At 57.2% G+C, this 15,168-nt stretch carries 18 protein-coding genes; 12 read left to right on the top strand and 6 right to left on the bottom strand.

Features of this window, described 5'->3' with window-relative positions:
* Window positions 1–135: 135 nt before the first annotated feature.
* From alr to AC2FLG_RS10040, 3 genes are read left to right on the top strand one after another with little or no spacing between them, the layout of a single operon-like run.
* A complete protein-coding gene (gene alr, locus AC2FLG_RS10050; RefSeq protein ID WP_496706045.1) occupies window positions 136–1,170 on the top strand; it encodes an alanine racemase in 1,035 nt (344 codons plus the stop codon).
* Window positions 1,167–1,949, top strand: coding sequence for an MlaE family ABC transporter permease (locus AC2FLG_RS10045; RefSeq protein WP_142633494.1), 783 nt, complete (start codon window positions 1,167–1,169; stop codon window positions 1,947–1,949). The genes alr and AC2FLG_RS10045 overlap by 4 nt, the downstream gene beginning before the upstream one ends.
* Window positions 1,946–2,692: an ABC transporter ATP-binding protein gene (locus AC2FLG_RS10040; protein ID WP_282021912.1), complete on the top strand. Its 747-nt coding sequence runs from the start codon at window positions 1,946–1,948 to the stop codon at window positions 2,690–2,692. Before AC2FLG_RS10045 ends, AC2FLG_RS10040 begins: the two co-directional genes overlap by 4 nt.
* Here AC2FLG_RS10040 and AC2FLG_RS10035 read toward each other — a convergent pair.
* The gene (locus AC2FLG_RS10035; protein WP_281994537.1) at window positions 2,689–3,099 is read right to left on the bottom strand and encodes a hypothetical protein; all 411 of its coding nucleotides are present in this window, start codon (window positions 3,097–3,099) and stop codon (window positions 2,689–2,691) included. The genes AC2FLG_RS10040 and AC2FLG_RS10035 overlap by 4 nt on opposite strands.
* 119 nt (window positions 3,100–3,218) lie before the next feature.
* Between AC2FLG_RS10035 and AC2FLG_RS10030 the strand changes: the two genes are divergently transcribed.
* The 7 genes from AC2FLG_RS10030 (at window position 3,219) to AC2FLG_RS10000 (ending at window position 10,057) form a co-directional block, all read left to right on the top strand.
* Window positions 3,219–3,671 (top strand): paraquat-inducible protein A, encoded by a 453-nt coding sequence (locus AC2FLG_RS10030; RefSeq protein WP_142633488.1) that lies wholly within the window; start codon window positions 3,219–3,221, stop codon window positions 3,669–3,671.
* Window positions 3,672–3,819: 148 nt separating this feature from the next.
* Window positions 3,820–4,599 (top strand): DNA repair protein, encoded by a 780-nt coding sequence (locus AC2FLG_RS10025; RefSeq protein ID WP_496706043.1) that lies wholly within the window; start codon window positions 3,820–3,822, stop codon window positions 4,597–4,599.
* A 121-nt stretch (window positions 4,600–4,720) separates the two neighbouring features.
* Entirely contained in the window at window positions 4,721–6,082 is a 1,362-nt protein-coding gene (radA, locus tag AC2FLG_RS10020) for a DNA repair protein RadA (protein ID WP_496706041.1), read from the top strand.
* Window positions 6,083–6,123: 41 nt separating this feature from the next.
* Window positions 6,124–6,729 carry a CvpA family protein gene (locus tag AC2FLG_RS10015; RefSeq protein WP_496706039.1) on the top strand — a complete coding sequence of 202 codons (606 nt, stop codon included), beginning with the start codon at window positions 6,124–6,126 and terminating at the stop codon, window positions 6,727–6,729.
* 616 nt (window positions 6,730–7,345) lie between these two features.
* The gene (gene purF / locus AC2FLG_RS10010; RefSeq protein WP_496706037.1) at window positions 7,346–8,869 is read left to right on the top strand and encodes an amidophosphoribosyltransferase; all 1,524 of its coding nucleotides are present in this window, start codon (window positions 7,346–7,348) and stop codon (window positions 8,867–8,869) included.
* A 252-nt stretch (window positions 8,870–9,121) separates the two neighbouring features.
* Window positions 9,122–9,370, top strand: coding sequence for a hypothetical protein (locus AC2FLG_RS10005; RefSeq protein WP_496688283.1), 249 nt, complete (start codon window positions 9,122–9,124; stop codon window positions 9,368–9,370).
* Between the two features lie 42 nt (window positions 9,371–9,412).
* Window positions 9,413–10,057: an SDR family NAD(P)-dependent oxidoreductase gene (locus AC2FLG_RS10000; RefSeq protein ID WP_496706036.1), complete on the top strand. Its 645-nt coding sequence runs from the start codon at window positions 9,413–9,415 to the stop codon at window positions 10,055–10,057.
* A 60-nt stretch (window positions 10,058–10,117) separates the two neighbouring features.
* Here the strand turns inward: AC2FLG_RS10000 and AC2FLG_RS09995 are convergent, their stop codons facing one another.
* From AC2FLG_RS09995 to AC2FLG_RS09980, 4 genes are all read right to left on the bottom strand, one after another.
* Window positions 10,118–10,960, bottom strand: coding sequence for an ATP-binding protein (locus AC2FLG_RS09995; protein WP_496706034.1), 843 nt, complete (start codon window positions 10,958–10,960; stop codon window positions 10,118–10,120).
* A gap of 117 nt (window positions 10,961–11,077) precedes the next feature.
* Window positions 11,078–11,995, bottom strand: coding sequence for a twin-arginine translocase subunit TatC (tatC, locus tag AC2FLG_RS09990; RefSeq protein WP_281971999.1), 918 nt, complete (start codon window positions 11,993–11,995; stop codon window positions 11,078–11,080).
* Window positions 11,992–12,450, bottom strand: coding sequence for a Sec-independent protein translocase protein TatB (tatB, locus tag AC2FLG_RS09985; protein ID WP_496706032.1), 459 nt, complete (start codon window positions 12,448–12,450; stop codon window positions 11,992–11,994). Before tatB ends, tatC begins: the two co-directional genes overlap by 4 nt.
* 6 nt (window positions 12,451–12,456) lie before the next feature.
* Entirely contained in the window at window positions 12,457–12,672 is a 216-nt protein-coding gene (locus tag AC2FLG_RS09980; RefSeq protein WP_142633467.1) for a twin-arginine translocase TatA/TatE family subunit, read from the bottom strand.
* Between the two features lie 219 nt (window positions 12,673–12,891).
* Between AC2FLG_RS09980 and AC2FLG_RS09975 the strand changes: the two genes are divergently transcribed.
* Together AC2FLG_RS09975 and AC2FLG_RS09970 are read left to right on the top strand one after the other, a co-directional pair.
* Window positions 12,892–13,197: a hypothetical protein gene (locus tag AC2FLG_RS09975; RefSeq protein ID WP_142633465.1), complete on the top strand. Its 306-nt coding sequence runs from the start codon at window positions 12,892–12,894 to the stop codon at window positions 13,195–13,197.
* A 21-nt stretch (window positions 13,198–13,218) separates the two neighbouring features.
* Window positions 13,219–13,890 (top strand): helix-turn-helix transcriptional regulator, encoded by a 672-nt coding sequence (locus tag AC2FLG_RS09970; protein ID WP_496706030.1) that lies wholly within the window; start codon window positions 13,219–13,221, stop codon window positions 13,888–13,890.
* A 63-nt stretch (window positions 13,891–13,953) separates the two neighbouring features.
* On the opposite strand, the gene AC2FLG_RS09965 is transcribed toward AC2FLG_RS09970, so the two are convergent.
* Window positions 13,954–15,105, bottom strand: a complete 1,152-nt coding sequence (locus AC2FLG_RS09965; protein ID WP_496706028.1) for a peptidoglycan DD-metalloendopeptidase family protein — start codon at window positions 15,103–15,105, stop codon at window positions 13,954–13,956.
* Window positions 15,106–15,168 lie beyond the last annotated feature (63 nt).

Here is a 15,168-nt window from a genome sequence, read left to right as displayed (position 1 = left end):
TCAGATGTTCAATACGCAGATTTACGCTGTTTCAACCCACTTCCCGGCCTCAAGGTGCCGTTATGCGCAACGTACAGGTCAATTATCGCTGCGACCCCCCTTGACCTGACGCGATCCAATGTCATGAACAGACGCATGAGTACTGCACGCTTAACGATCAATCTTTATACGCTGGCCAGCAACTGGCAGGCGCTTGATGCAAAGACGTCCTGTGAAACGGGTGCCGTGGTCAAGGCCGACGCCTATGGCCTGGGCGCTGGTCCTGTCTCTGCCGCACTTGCTGAAGAAGGTGTCAGAAATTTCTTTGTCGCGGCTGCCGAAGAAGGTGCCGCCGTGCGCGAGGCTGTCGGACCCGACGCAACGATAAGTGTTTTTTCCGGGCATATGGAAGGCGACAGCGACCTACTGCTCCAACACAATTTGACGCCATTGCTGAATTCGTCCGAACAGTTCCGCCGCCATCGTCAGGCCTTGCCTGAACACGCCTTTGGAATCCAGTTGGATACCGGCATGAATCGCTTGGGGATTGAGCCTGCGGACTGGGCCGTGTTGCGCACAGAGATCGAGCCGCTTAATCCGTCGCTGGTGATGTCGCATCTCGCCTGTGCGGATGAACCTGACAACCCGATGAATCGCCACCAACTGCGGGTGTTCCACGAATTGACTGATGGAAGTGCGGCCCCCAGATCGCTTGCGGCCACCGGCGGTATCCTTCTGGGCAGCGATTATCACTTCGACCTTTGCCGTCCCGGTATCGGGATGTATGGCGGACAACCCTTTGCCGATGCGAAACCCGTCGTCACCGTCGACCTTCCGGTCATTCAGGTGCGCGAGGTCGAGCCCGGCGAAAGCGTGGGATACGGCAATAGCTGGTTCGCGCGGCGCAAATCCCGTATCGCCACGGTTGCGGCCGGGTATGCAGACGGGCTTCACCGCGCTATCGGAGGCGGCATTGATGCCTTTGTGGCGGACAGGCCCTGCCCTGTCGTTGGCCGGATCTCAATGGATCTGATCACCATCGACGTAACGGATCTGCCCGAGGATCCGGAACGCCTGCGTATTCTCAACGGTCACCAGACAGTAGATGATCTGGCCGAGGCCGCCGGCACCATCGGGTATGAAATTCTGACATCTCTAGGCGCGCGCTACTCTCGGGGCTATATCGAATGAACCCTCTTTCAATGCTGGGCGGGTTGGGACGTACAGCCCTGTCTTTGCTTGCAAATTTCGGCAAGGTCGCTCTGTTCTTTGTAGACGCGATTTCACATATTTTCCGCCCCCCCTATTATCCGCGCGAATTTGCGGTCGCTCTGATGAATATCGGTTGGATGTCCCTGCCGGTGGTTGGCCTGACGGCGATATTTACCGGCGGTGCATTGGCGCTTCAGATCTATGCAGGTGGTGCGCGTTTCAATGCCGAAGCTGTGGTGCCACAAATCGTAGCGATTGGCATGGTGCGCGAGCTTGGGCCTGTTCTGGGTGGTCTGATGATTGCAGCGCGGGTCACATCGTCCATCGCTGCGGAAATTGCGACCATGAAAGTGACCGAGCAGATCGACGCGCTGGTAACTTTGTCCACCCATCCGATGAAATACCTCACCGCGCCGCGGGTGCTGGCCGCCGTCATCACAGTGCCGATTCTGGTTGCGGTTGGCGATGTGATCGGCATTGCGGGCGGATATATCGTGGCGACCCAAAGCCTGGGCTTCAACGCCGCGGCCTACCTGCAAAACACCATGAATTTCCTCGAATTTCATGACATCGTCTCTTCGCTTACCAAGGGCGCGGCCTTTGGCCTGATCACGGCGACCATGGGCTGTTACTACGGCATGAATTCGGGCCGGGGCGCGCAGGGCGTAGGCGCTGCGACCAAGTCTTCGGTCGAGGCTGCCGCAATCATGATTCTGGCTGCAAACTTCGTTCTGACAGGGGTGTTCTTCTCAATATGATCCGGATGGAGAATGTACATAAAGCTTTTGGGTCCAATCAGGTCCTCAAAGGCGTCAATATCGAGATCCCCAAGGGCACCTCGATGGTCATCATCGGCGGATCGGGCACCGGCAAATCGGTGGCGCTGAAATGCGTTCTTGGCCTGATCAAACCTGATAGCGGCACGGTCTATGTAGACGGTAAAGACGCCACCAAAGGCGACCGCGATGCCTTTTTGGCCCGGTTTGGAATGCTGTTTCAGGGCGGAGCGCTGTTCGACTCGCTGCCCGTCTGGCAAAACGTCGCCTTCCGCCTGCTGCGCGGTTCGCTCAAACGTCCCGTGGACGAGGCGCGCGAGATCGCCATCGAGAAACTGCGCCGCGTGGGTCTGAAAGCCGATGTGGCCGATCGTTTCCCGGCCGAACTGTCGGGCGGTATGCAAAAACGCGTAGGCCTGGCCCGCGCCATCGCCGCCGAGCCCGAGATCATTTTCTTCGATGAGCCCACCACCGGCCTTGATCCCATCATGTCCGGTGTCATCAACGACCTGATCCGCGAGATCGTGACCGAAATGGGCGCCACCGCGATGACCATCACCCACGACATGAGCTCGGTCCGCGCGATTGCCGATAACGTCGCCATGCTGCACGGAGGCGTGATCCAATGGACCGGTCCCGTGGGTCAGATGGATGCCTCGGGTGATCCCTATGTGGAGCAGTTCATCAGCGGGAGTGCAGAGGGGCCGATAGAGGCGGTTCGTTAGACAGGCGCACCTTTCCTTTCTTGTTTCAAGTTCTCGTAGGCTTCTTTTACATAATCTAGCCGCAGCAAGTATTTCCCACGCGGGACCACAAAATCTGGCGTCTGAATCCGGGCAAGCGCCAATGTTTGACCCAGATGAGTTCCCGAAAACAGAACGTAATTGGGATCTTGCCCTGAAAATCGATTGTAAATTTTTCCACCGAACCAACGCGCCCTGCGTTGCGCCTGCAGCGCTTCCTGGAGGCGAAAATGCATTACGCCAAACAACTGTTCGCGATCAAATGGCATAATGTCTGCAGCGACACTTCCCGCTGAAAGAACCCCCGCGAGGCCAACAGTTATAGCCTCGCTGACCCCCTTCTGGGTTGGGGACGGGCCTTCGACAATTTTTATAACAGGTTCAGCCATATAAATTTTTTTCGTAAACAAAGTGATGTGTATCAATAGCGTTTCGGATATCGATATAGGCACAATACAGACTGAGGTGAAATATTCACCTCATCGAAAAGTTCCGAAGAGTATCTATAATGACCCTCCGCCTCGTCACCCTCTCCCTGCTGATCCTCTACCCCATCGCGTGGTTCGCCCCGCTGATGCGCGCGGGATTTCTGCCCATCTTTGGCCTTTCTGAAATCAGCGTCATCACCGGGCTCCAGTCCCTTTGGAAATCCGATATCTTCCTCGCGCTGATCGTCACCGTCTTCGCCCTTTTTGCCCCCTATCTGAAAACCATCGGCACCGCCCTGATCCAATGGGACCTGCTGGATGCGCGCGTTCAACCTGCGCTGAACATCCTCGGCAAGCTGGCGATGGCCGACATTTTCCTGATCGCGCTCTACATCACGCTGGCCAAGGGCATCTCTTACGCGACCATCGAAACCGCCTGGGGGCTTTACCTGTTTACGGCCTGTATTTTGGCCTCAATCGGCTTGGGTATTATTACCGAGATGACATCCAGATCACGAAATCATCAGACCTAATTGATTGAAAACACTTATCTGAGTATCATCTTAATATTTCGAGCAGCCAGTTTCTTGTAGTGATCGGTCCGTAGCGGATCAAAAATTATGTTCAACCTTTGTCCGCTTCGGCCCGATATGTATCGGTTTGAGAAGGAGATCGTCGAACATGACCGCACTCCACACGTTAACATTACAGTTTCAAAACGCTTTTTTACGACTGACATTTTTTCTGATTTGTTCCGCGGCTTTTCTGGCCGTCGCAACCACTATGCTATCCGCCCTGGGCGTGCTGCCATGGCTTTCCATGCAAGCCGGACTGGCGAGCGGTACCATCATAGACGCCGGGATCTATGTTCAGATTGGCCTGACCGCTCTGATCCTGATGCTGGCCTTCTACCTTCCTGCGAATGCCCGGATGATGGCCCTGGAAAACGCGCACCGTAAATTTGCGCTGAACATGCACGACATCGCCCATGCCTATCAGCTGGCCCATGCGCAGGACCGCAGCGGGGCATTTATCCTGTCGTCCGAATTTGATGCGGTCAAAGAGCGGATGGCCTTCCTGCGCCAACATCCCAACCTACAATCGCTCGAACCAGAGATTCTGGAGTTGGCCGCGCAAATGAGCCAGATCAGCCAAGAATTGGCCGAAACTTACGGGGATACCCGCATCGCCCGTGCCCGCACATTCCTGCAGCAACGCCAGGAAGAGATCGAACTGTTTCAGCAACGGCTGGAAGAGGCACAAACCATTCAGCACGAGCTGCGCCAGTGGACCCATGATGTTGAAATCGAGGAATCCATCGCTCGTTCTCAGCTAACCCGTCTGCGCGACGAACTTTTCGAACTGTTGCCGGAATTGTCGGCTCAACTGCAGCAGCCCAAGGACGGTGCATCGAAGCCGTCGAGCGTCATAGCTATGTCGCCACCTCGCGCCGCCGAATAGGCGCGACGGCGCCCGCTTTGGACAATGGCCCAAACGGGCCTGAGGATATGGCGCGCTACCGGCGGAGATGAAGGCCCACGAGGGCTTGAAGAACCGCCATTCCTCGGGCACCAAGGGCGCCATGGCAAAGACAACTTTTTCATGCTCGGCCTGCGGTGCCACTCATTCACGATGGTCCGGGCGCTGCGACGGCTGCGGTGAATGGAATTCCATCTCGCAAGACGTCCCCCTTTCGGCTGGCCCGGCCAAAAAATCCCTCGGCGGCAAGCGTGGCCAGTCTATCACACTCACGGACCTGTCGACCGAGGAAACGCCCCCACCCCGCACACTCTGCGGGGTCGAGGAGCTGGATCGCGTGCTGGGAGGCGGACTCGTCCCCGCCTCGGCCTTACTGGTAGGTGGGGATCCGGGCATCGGCAAATCCACCCTTTTGCTGCAGGCCGCGGCCCGGTTCTCGCGTGCGGGTGTGAAAACCATTTACGTCTCGGGCGAGGAAGCCAGCGCGCAGGTTAGGATGCGCGCGCGCCGGTTAGGGCTTGAAGATGCGCCCGTGCAACTGGCCGCCGAAACCAACCTGCGTAACATCCTCACCACGCTGGAAGCCGAGAAACCCGGTCTCGCAATCATCGACTCAATTCAAACCATGTGGGCCGACAACGTCGACAGCGCACCGGGTTCAGTGTCACAAGTCCGCGCCGCAGCACATGAATTGACCACGTTTGCGAAACGACACGGAGTTTCAATCATCATGGTTGGCCATGTCACTAAAGATGGTCAGATCGCTGGCCCCCGCGTGGTTGAACACATGGTTGATACCGTTCTTTATTTCGAAGGCGAACGCGGGCATCAGTTCCGCATTCTGCGTGCGGTCAAGAACCGGTTTGGTCCAGCCGATGAGATTGGCGTGTTCGAGATGACAGGCAAGGGTCTGGCACAAGTCACAAACCCGTCGGCCCTGTTTCTATCTGAACGCGGCAAGCCCAGCCCCGGATCGGCCGTATTTGCTGGTATCGAAGGGACACGGCCGGTTCTGGTTGAGCTTCAGGCGCTGGTTGCCCCATCCCCCCACTCTCAGCCTCGCCGAACCGTCGTCGGATGGGATAGCGGACGGCTGGCAATGATCCTTGCCGTGCTCGAAGCCCGCTGCGGCATCCCCTTTGCCGGGCTCGATGTCTATCTCAACGTCGCAGGCGGGCTTAAAATCACCGAGCCAGCCGCGGACCTTGCCGTTGCTGCAGCGCTACTCAGCGCGCGCGAGGACACGGCCCTGCCAACGGACACCGTCGTTTTCGGAGAAATCTCGTTGTCCGGGGCACTTAGACCGGCCCCTCAGACAGAAAACAGGTTGAAAGAAGCCCAAAAACTTGGTTTCACATCCGCCATAGCTCCGGCAGGCGGGAAAACCGGTACTGTGGCAGGTCTGACACTCACCCGGCCCTCTGATTTGGTAGGGTTTGTTGGCGAAACCTTCGGAGCAGGTTAAGGTAACGCCTTGAGGGGCAGAAAAAATTACGGGCGAGGGCCATGGAAGGTTTTACAATAATTGACGGGGTAGTTGCCCTGATCATCGTTATATCGGGTCTGCTGGCCTATTCCCGTGGCCTGTTGCGGGAAATTCTCGCGATCGCGGGATGGGTTGCAGCGGCAGTTTTGGCATTCATTTTCGCACCACAGGCCGTTCCACTGGTCAAAGAAATCCCCGTTGTCGGAGATTTCCTGCGCGACAGTTGTGAATTGTCGGTTATCACCGGGTTCGCTGGCGTGTTTGCCATTGCCCTGATCGTGGTTAGTATATTTACCCCACTGTTCTCATCTCTTGTGCAACGGTCTGCACTGGGCGGCTTGGATCAGGCACTTGGGTTTTTCTTTGGAATCGCGCGCGGCATCCTTTTGGTGGCGATTGCCTTCTTCGTCTATGACACAGTCATGACGGGCCAATCCTACACCATCGTCGATGAAAGCCGGTCAGCCAAAGTGTTCGAACAATTCAGCGACAAAATCGAAGAGCAAAACCCCGAAGCCGCGCTGGGGTGGGTAACATCCCAATATGAAGAACTGGTAGCCAGCTGTGGTGAAAGCGCCAATCCATCCGACGCACCTGCCGCCCCTGAAGCACCTGCAGCGGAATAAAGCAAAAGCCTGGTCAAAGCCGGGCTTTTTCAATTCGGCTTAGACAAACCCTTCTCCGGCGCAAACGGTGCATCTGATGTTTTTCAGCCCAAAGCACCCTTCGCAACGGGACATGACGGGCTTGCCAAAAATGTCCCGACTTTTGATCACTTCACCTGCGCCTCCGCAAATCTGACAGGGTGCGCGCCCCATTCCACGGCATCGGTGGCACCGGCGTTTTACCGGTTCTTGCTTTTTCTGACCTTGATTGTTTTGCCACATGTCTGAAATCCGCTTGGCTTGAAGAAACTATTGTTTCGGATTGTTTCCTCTATGACAGCACAAGCTGCGAAACCTGTCACCTTTTGTTCGGCCATTGTGGCAAATTCCACCTGCGTCAAATCGCAAATGTGATCCTTTGATGACACAGCCTCCGTAAGGCTTTATGTGAAGTCCGAACTGACATGGAATCGGAGCTGCCGATCTTGCTGTATCTGTTTTCTTTCGCGCCTGCCGCTTGCGACCAGGGCGCGTCTGCATCCCAAGATCTATGGGAAGTATCAGGCAAAGACACCGCCATGCTGATGTTCCGAACACCGCCACAACTTAAATCGTCATAGTAATTTGGAGCCCGTACATGTGTGGGATTTTGGGGATCGCAAGCAGAACACATGATGTGTTTGCGGAAATCTATGACGGGCTTCTGATGCTACAGCACAGGGGTCAGGATGCATCGGGTATCGTCACGTATACCGGAGAGTTCTTCCGCGAAAAGAAGGCCAACGGGCTGGTCAAGGACGTGTTTAACGCTCAGGACGCCGATACCCTGCTTGGAAAGGTCGGCATTGGCCATGTGCGCTATCCGACCGCCGGGTCGCTCAGCGCGGCCGAGGCGCAGCCGTTCTTCGTGAATGCCCCGTATGGCATCTACCTGGTTCATAACGGCAATATCACCAACACTGCCGCACAGCGTGAGAAGGTCACTGGAAAATACAGCCGCCACCTGCGCACAACGTCAGATTCGGAAATTCTGTTGAACGTTCTGGCGGACAAGGTCGCTGACGCAATCAAGGTCAATGGCAACGCCGAGCCCATTCGCAATATCTTTGCCGGTGTGAAGATGACGATGGAACGGGTACAGGGCGCCTATTCGGTGATCTGCCTGATTGCAGGTGTCGGAATGCTGGCCTTCCGCGACCCGCACGGAATTCGCCCGCTCTCGGTGGCCATCCGCGAAACCGAAAGCGGTGGCGACGACTTTGCGTTTGCCTCGGAAGATGTGGCCTTTGGCATCAACGGCTTCAACAAGATGCGCGACCTGCGCCCTGGTGAAGCGATCCTGATCGACCTGGACGGCAACATGCACGAATTCCAGGCGGTCGAAGGCAAGCTGACACCCTGTATCTTTGAATATGTCTATCTCGCGCGTCCGGATTCTCTGTTGGACGGCGTCTCTGTCTATAAAACGCAGATGCGTATGGGGCAGACGCTGGCCAAACAGATCCAGGAATCAGGGCTTGAGATTGATCGGATCATCCCGGTCCCAGACAGCGCCCGTCCTGTCGCGCTTGAGGCGGCCAAGATCACAGGCATCCCCTATCGCGAAGGTCTGGTCAAAAACCGCTATGTTGGACGCACCTTCATCATGCCCGGTCAGGCCGAGCGTCAGAAATCTGTGCGCCGCAAACTGAATGCGGTCCCGCTGGAGTTTGATGGCCATAATGTGCTGTTGATTGACGATTCCATCGTGCGTGGGAACACGATCAAAAAGATCGTACAGATGTGCCGCGAGGCCGGGGCCAAGAAGGTCTATATTGCCAGCGCCTCGCCGCCGGTAAAATATCCCAATGTCTATGGCATCGACATGCCCACCAAACACGAGCTGATTGCCCATGGCAAAGAGGTCGAGGAAATCCGGCAAGAGCTGGGTGCGGACGCCCTGATCTATCAGCATCTGGACGATCTGATCTGGGCGGCCAAAGAAGGCAATCCCGAGATCGAAGCCTTCGATTGTTCCTGCTTTGACGGCAATTACATCACCGGCAGCGTCAGCTCGGACTATCTGGACACGCTTGAGACCAGCTCACGCGTGAGCAAAAAGCGCGAAGACATGCAGGTGCCCGGCGGATCGTGGAACGCAGCCAAGCTGGCCTCGGGATAGGCTCTCGGCGAATCAGCATTCCCCTGCCCCGCGCCAGTTGGGCGGCTACCGCCCCGTCTCGGTGTGAAACCGCTTAGGTTCCGCGCACAACTTATTGGCGAAGGAAACGCAATCGCAATGGGTTCTCCAACTGCGGTGTAAAAGTGACGGAACGGACAGTTTACCGGACCTTTTGTTCCCTTGTTGCGTTTGATAGTCCGCCTCCAACCACTCATCAAAAGGGGTTGGGGCCGTGTGCCGCAGCCGCACTCTATGTCAAACAAAACCGTCACAAGCGCGGCCACGCAACAGGGCGCGCTTAGCAAAAACTCTGTCACCCTGCTTGGGGTGTTTGGGCCAAAAGCCGATATGCGCGCGCTGATGCGGATGTCTTCTGGCCGGGTCAAAGAGGTCAAGCTGGGCAGCCGTGTGTCTTCAGGTACTATTGTGGCCATTGATGCCGAGGGCATCATGCTGCGACAAAGCGGTCAGACGACGCGCATAGCGATCCCGGGCAGCTAATCCTGTCTTGACGCGCTGCGCGCTTGGGTTCAAACCGCAGTCATGACCGATCAGACTAAAATCGCCCTCATCACCGGGGCCTCACGCGGGCTGGGCGCTGCCCTGGCCGAGGCGCTGGCACCAGAGTACCACATCGTCGCTGTCGCCCGCACCACCGGCGGGTTGGAAGAACTGGACGACCGCCTCAAAGCAAAGGGCGGTTCAGCCACCCTGGCTCCGATGGATATCGCCGATCCAAATGCAATGGCCACATTGTGTCGTGGCATCCATGATCGCTGGGGCAAGGTGGACCTGTGGCTGCATACTGCGGTTCACACTTCGGCCCTGACGCCGACCCATTTCATTGACCCCAAGGAATGGACCAAAGCCATCAACACCAACGCAACCGCCACGTCGGTCCTGATCCCCTATGTTGCGCCTTTGCTGGGTGAGGCCGGCCATGCGGTGTTTTTCGATGATCCGAAGGCGGGCGAGAAATTCTATGGCATCTACGGTGCCACCAAGGCGGCGCAGATGGCTCTGGCCCGTAGCTGGGCGCTGGAAACTGAGCGCACCGGGCCGCGTGTGAGCATCGTGGAACCGGCTGCTATGCCTACTGCCGTGCGTGCCCGGTTTCATCCCGGTGAGGATCGGGAGGCATTGACCAGCACCGCAGATGAAGCGGCGCGCATTCTGGCTCTGTTATAGGAATGGCCCATTGGGCCATGCCTCCGGCGGAGGTATTTTTAGCCAGATGAAGCCGGCGGATTACGCGATGTGAACACCGTTTCTCCCGGCCAGATCGACGAAGAATTGCCATGCCACACGGCCCGAGCGCGCGCCACGTGTGGCTTGCCATTCGATCGCTTCGGCGCGCAGGGTGTTTGCGTCGACCGAGACGCCGTAAGAAGCACAATAGCGGTCGATCATGGCAAGGTATTCGTCCTGATCGCAAGGATGGAAACCCAGCCATAGCCCGAACCGGTCCGACAGTGAGACCTTCTCTTCTACGGCCTCAGACGGGTTGATGGCGCTGGAACGTTCATTTTCGATCATATCCCGCGGCATCAGGTGGCGGCGGTTTGAGGTGGCGTAGAACACCACATTTTCCGGGCGACCTTCGATGCCACCGTCCAGCACTGCCTTGAGCGATTTGTAGTGCTGATCATCGTGGCTGAAGGACAGGTCATCACAGTACAGGATGAACCGATGCGGTGCTGCGCGTAGATGGTTCAGCAGACGCGCGACCGAGCCCATATCTTCGCGCTGCAGCTCAACCAGTTTCAGATCGGGATGTTCGTTCTGCAGGGTGCCGTGGACCGCTTTGACAAGGCTGGATTTGCCCATACCGCGCGCGCCCCAGAGCAGTGCATTGTTGGCCTTAAATCCCGCGGCAAAGCGGCGTGTATTGTCCAAAAGTGTATCGCGAGACCGGTTGATACCCACCAAGAGATCCAAATCGACCCGATTGACCTGCTTAACCGGTTCTAGGCGATCGGGTTCGACATGCCAGACAAAAGCCGGAGCTGCCGAAAAATCGGGCGCGGCCAGAGGCGCCGGGGCCATGCGATCCAGCGCGTCGGCAATACGGTTCAGAGCTTGGTCATCCATTGGGGCCTCCGGTCGTGTCTGCAGGGTCTCAAACCATGTTCCGCCCGGCGCGACAAGAGCGGCGCATGAAAAAGGCGCGCCGGGCTGGGCGCGCCTGTTCATTGCTTGATCGCAGCTTTATTTGCCGTCTTCTTCGTGGATGATATCGGCATCCGCCTCTTCTTCGCCGTCATAGTATCCTTCTGCGCGCAACTCGGCCTCGCGCTTTCTCTCAACTCGGGCGACAAGGAAGATCGACACCTCATAGAGGCCATAGACCACGACAAACAGGATGATCTGAGTGATCACGTCTGGCGGTGTCACAAGGGCAGCAAGCACCAGAATACCTACCATGGCGTATTTTCGGACACTGCCCAAACCCTCGGCGCTGACAAGTCCGGCCTTACCCATCAAGGTCAGCAGCACAGGCAGTTGGAAACACAGACCAAAGGCAAGGATGAATTTCAGCGTGATATCCAGCGATTCATTCACCTTGCCGAAGAACGTGATCTTCACGCCCTCGGTGGTTTCGGGCACAACCACGATCTCTTCCGGAACATCTCCGGTAGTCGCCGACAACAGATTGGCAAAAATCGAACTGACATCCGCAAAGCCCAAAAAGAACTGCATGGCCAGCGGCGTTACCACGAATTGTGCAAAAGATGCCCCCAGCAGGAACATGAACGGTGAGGCGACCAGGAATGGCAGGAAAGCGCCCTTCTCAGACCGGTACAGACCAGGTGCCACAAAGCGCCACAGCTGATAGGAAATCACCGGGAAGGCCAGCGCAAACCCAAACACCATCGAAATTCGGAACAGCGTAAACAGATATTCCTGTGGCGAGGTATATTGCAAAGTCGGAGACGGATCGCCCAGATCGCGCAGCGTTGCCTCGATTGGTTGGACCAGGAATTGCAGGATAGGTTCCGCGACCGTAAAGGCCAGGACAATGCCTATTACAAAGGCAATGACCGCGCGGATCAACCGGGTGCGCAGTTCCGCCAGATGCTCGATCAATGGGGCCGAGCTGTCTTCGATCTCGTCTGTGTCGGTCATGATTTGCCTTCGGTTTTCAGCGCGGCTTCGGCCTCTTCAGCCTTGGCCATCGCGTCGGCGGCTTCTTTCGCCTTACGCTCAGCCGCAGCACGTGCGGTCGAGGCCTGAATCTTCTTGGCCTGCTCGGCCCGTTCGGCGGCCAACTTACCGGTCTCGCTATCGGGGTCGAACTTGGTGGGGTCGATACTTTTGGCCAGGTCCTGCGCGGCTTCTTTCACACCATCCATGGCGCTGCCTACAGGGTTGGTGGCCGCGTTGAGACCTTTTTTGATGTCATTCACACCGGCCTGATCCGCCGCATCGTTCATGGCACTGCTGAATTCGCGCGCCATGCCACGGGCCTTGCCGACAAAACGACCGACATTACGGAACAAAACCGGCAGATCCTTTGGCCCCACAACGATCAGGGCAACGACGCCGATGACCAGAAGCTCGGTCCAGCCCAGATCAAACATACCGGATCAGACCTTGTCTTTGTCGGTCTCGGGCGTGACGTCTTTGGCCAGCTCGGATGCGTCCTGATCCAGTTCCTCTGCGCCTTCTTTGACGCCCTTCTTGAATGACGTAATGCCTTTGCCCACTTCGCCCATCAACGAGCTGATTTTGCCACGGCCGAATAGCACCAGAACCACAACTGCGATCAGCAGAATGCCGGGAAGGCCAATATTGTTGAGCATCTCTCTTCTCCTTTAACGTCGGCGCCGTACGCCGGAAATGTGATCTGGGTCCGTGTCTACGCCCGCTGGCCCGCCTGCAAAAGTGAGTTGGTTCAAATCTGCCTTCAAATTTGATCCGATCCGATGTTTTTTACGGCCTCGGATTGATCAACTGACAGGTTTGTGTCAGTTGATAGGGACTAGGTAGGCGGTATCGAAACCTGGTCAACGGAGATTCACATGACCCATGTTGCAGAAATCGTCACCTTCACCCTCGCCAACGGGACAACCCCGGAAGAGTTCGTAAAACTCAGCCAAGCGTCCGAAGCCTTTGTACGCGCAGCTCCGGGGTTTGCCCATCGTCAACTCAGTCAAGGCGAAGACGGGCGCTGGACTGACTACGTGATCTGGACCGATATGAAGGCCGCACAGGACGCAGCTGCGCAGTTCCCGCAGCAGGGTTTTGCGCCCGCACTGATCGCAGCGATCAACCCCGAAGGCATGCAGATGCGCCACGAGAACGTGCTATGGAACATGACCGCATAACCCCGGTCAGAGCGGCGTGTCATGCGCCGTACTGATCGTCTGTTCGACATTATTCAGATCCTGCGCGACGGTGGCTTGCACCGTGCGCAGGACATTGCGGATCGGCTCGAGGTGTCGGTCCGCACGATCTATCGCGACATGGATACGCTGGCCGCCTCGGGCGTTCCGGTCGAAGGTGAGCGCGGCGTAGGCTATATGGTGCGTGAGCAGATCACCCTGCCCCCGCTGAATCTGACCCCGGCCGAACTGGAAGCGCTGAACCTTGGCATGGCAATCGTGGCCGAGGCCGCCGACCCCGACTTGAAAACCGCCGCCGAGTCTTTGGCTGAAAAGATCGACACCGTGCTGCCGACCCAGGTGATTTCCGAGGCTGACAGCTGGAAATTTGCGGTATACCCCTTTGCCGATGCCGCACGCGGGCTGGCGCATATGGCCCCGATCCGCGCCGCCATCAAATCACGACAAAAATTACGTCTGAGTTACCGCAGGATCGACGGCGTGCTGACCGAGCGCACCATTCGGCCATTGCATATGGAGTATTGGGGACGAGTCTGGACGCTGACTTCCTGGTGTGAACTCCGCGATGGTTTCCGGGTCTTCCGAATTGACCTGATCGAAACCGTCCTTCCCCTGCCCGAGATTTTTGCAGACGAGCCGGGAAAGCGTCTGAGCGATTACGACCCATACGCTTAACCCTGCCGTCATCGGGTTGGGATTATCCCTGCCAGCGGCATGGCCCTGACGGGGCCATTCTTATCATTTCAGATAGGGCTCTGGATCTACAGATTCGAAGCCTTTGCGCACTTCGAAATGGACATAGGCGTTGTCCCCGCTCCGCAGCGAGGCAATCTTCTGCCCTCGTCGCACGCGATCCCCTTTCTTGACCGTGATATCTGCCACATTGGCATAGACGGTCAGCAGATCACTGTTGTGTTTAACAACGATGATCGGAACCTGATCTGCATCAGCAGTGATCGCCGCAACAGTTCCCGCCTCTGCCGCCATTACAGGCGATCCTGCGGCCGCTGCGATGTCGATCCCCTCGTTCTTTCCCTTTTGATAGGTGCGGATAATCGTACCGTTCACAGGAAGCCCAAGCGCCGAATTGCTTTGGTTTGTTGGTGCCTCGGCGGTCACATCAGGTGCCGGAGTGGCCGGGGAAATGGTTTCGTCAGGCAAGGGCTGCGTAGCACTGGGCGGCGTCGGTGTCGGAGACCCCTGGCCGGGCTGTGTCACATTCGTTGCAGGCACAGCAGCTTTGCGCGGTGCGGATTGGCTTTTCACCGGGATCAGAAGGAACTGGCCTTCGCGGACGGTAAAATCGGAATCCAATCCATTCCAGTCTGACAGCGCCTCAACGGGAACGTCATAGAGGCGTGAAATTGTAAATGCCGTTTCACCACGTTTCACCTTGTGGCGGATCGGTTCGGGACCGGTTGGTGCCGGTGCCGCCGCAGGTTTTGCGGGTTCAAGCGTTGATGTACGGACCGAGCCATTTGCGGGGACTTCGTCGATTGCCGTACCAGCTATCGTCGCAATATCGACAGAGCTTGCGGAACCGACCGTCTGGGGCAGTGCCACAACTTCGCCCTCGCGCAAGGAATCGGTAGGCATTAGACCATTGAAACGCGCCAGCTCTCCTTCAGGCAAACCAACCCTTGCGGCCAAGTCTCTGACAGTGTCACCGCGGCGAGCAATCGCCACTTGATAGGTCGGATATGTGATGACACCCCTGGCATCCGGTGCGGGCCGGTTGGTCGTCGCCGACTGTGCTGCTTCGGCGGTGGAAAAACCGCCTACCTGTCCGCGAAGATCATAGTCCAGCGGCCCTTCGCACCCAGCCAGGATTGCAAGGCTAGCCACTCCTAACGCACAGCGGCGCATTGCTGATTTGGAAACTGCTCTCATTTTATTGTCCTCGACACCTGCCCCTGTTCATCGGGGTTCCGGCGCATTTTGCAGAATATTCCT

This window comes from Ruegeria sp. CDSA193 (genome assembly GCF_059611885.1).
This window is presented reverse-complemented; position numbering and strand designations above follow the sequence as displayed.

Bases quoted from the DNA above. Each gene is read 5' to 3' on its own strand.
- alr (WP_496706045.1), top strand. From the start codon at position 136: ATGAGTACTGCACGCTTAACGATCAATCTTTATACGCTGGCCAGCAAC.
- AC2FLG_RS10045 (WP_142633494.1), top strand. From the start codon at position 1,167: ATGAACCCTCTTTCAATGCTGGGCGGGTTGGGACGTACAGCCCTGTCT.
- AC2FLG_RS10040 (WP_282021912.1), top strand. From the start codon at position 1,946: ATGATCCGGATGGAGAATGTACATAAAGCTTTTGGGTCCAATCAGGTC.
- AC2FLG_RS10035 (WP_281994537.1), bottom strand. From the start codon at position 3,099: ATGGCTGAACCTGTTATAAAAATTGTCGAAGGCCCGTCCCCAACCCAG.
- AC2FLG_RS10030 (WP_142633488.1), top strand. From the start codon at position 3,219: ATGACCCTCCGCCTCGTCACCCTCTCCCTGCTGATCCTCTACCCCATC.
- AC2FLG_RS10025 (WP_496706043.1), top strand. From the start codon at position 3,820: ATGACCGCACTCCACACGTTAACATTACAGTTTCAAAACGCTTTTTTA.
- radA (WP_496706041.1), top strand. From the start codon at position 4,721: ATGGCAAAGACAACTTTTTCATGCTCGGCCTGCGGTGCCACTCATTCA.
- AC2FLG_RS10015 (WP_496706039.1), top strand. From the start codon at position 6,124: ATGGAAGGTTTTACAATAATTGACGGGGTAGTTGCCCTGATCATCGTT.
- purF (WP_496706037.1), top strand. From the start codon at position 7,346: ATGTGTGGGATTTTGGGGATCGCAAGCAGAACACATGATGTGTTTGCG.
- AC2FLG_RS10005 (WP_496688283.1), top strand. From the start codon at position 9,122: ATGTCAAACAAAACCGTCACAAGCGCGGCCACGCAACAGGGCGCGCTT.
- AC2FLG_RS10000 (WP_496706036.1), top strand. From the start codon at position 9,413: ATGACCGATCAGACTAAAATCGCCCTCATCACCGGGGCCTCACGCGGG.
- AC2FLG_RS09995 (WP_496706034.1), bottom strand. From the start codon at position 10,960: ATGGATGACCAAGCTCTGAACCGTATTGCCGACGCGCTGGATCGCATG.
- tatC (WP_281971999.1), bottom strand. From the start codon at position 11,995: ATGACCGACACAGACGAGATCGAAGACAGCTCGGCCCCATTGATCGAG.
- tatB (WP_496706032.1), bottom strand. From the start codon at position 12,450: ATGTTTGATCTGGGCTGGACCGAGCTTCTGGTCATCGGCGTCGTTGCC.
- AC2FLG_RS09980 (WP_142633467.1), bottom strand. From the start codon at position 12,672: ATGCTCAACAATATTGGCCTTCCCGGCATTCTGCTGATCGCAGTTGTG.
- AC2FLG_RS09975 (WP_142633465.1), top strand. From the start codon at position 12,892: ATGACCCATGTTGCAGAAATCGTCACCTTCACCCTCGCCAACGGGACA.
- AC2FLG_RS09970 (WP_496706030.1), top strand. From the start codon at position 13,219: ATGCGCCGTACTGATCGTCTGTTCGACATTATTCAGATCCTGCGCGAC.
- AC2FLG_RS09965 (WP_496706028.1), bottom strand. From the start codon at position 15,105: ATGAGAGCAGTTTCCAAATCAGCAATGCGCCGCTGTGCGTTAGGAGTG.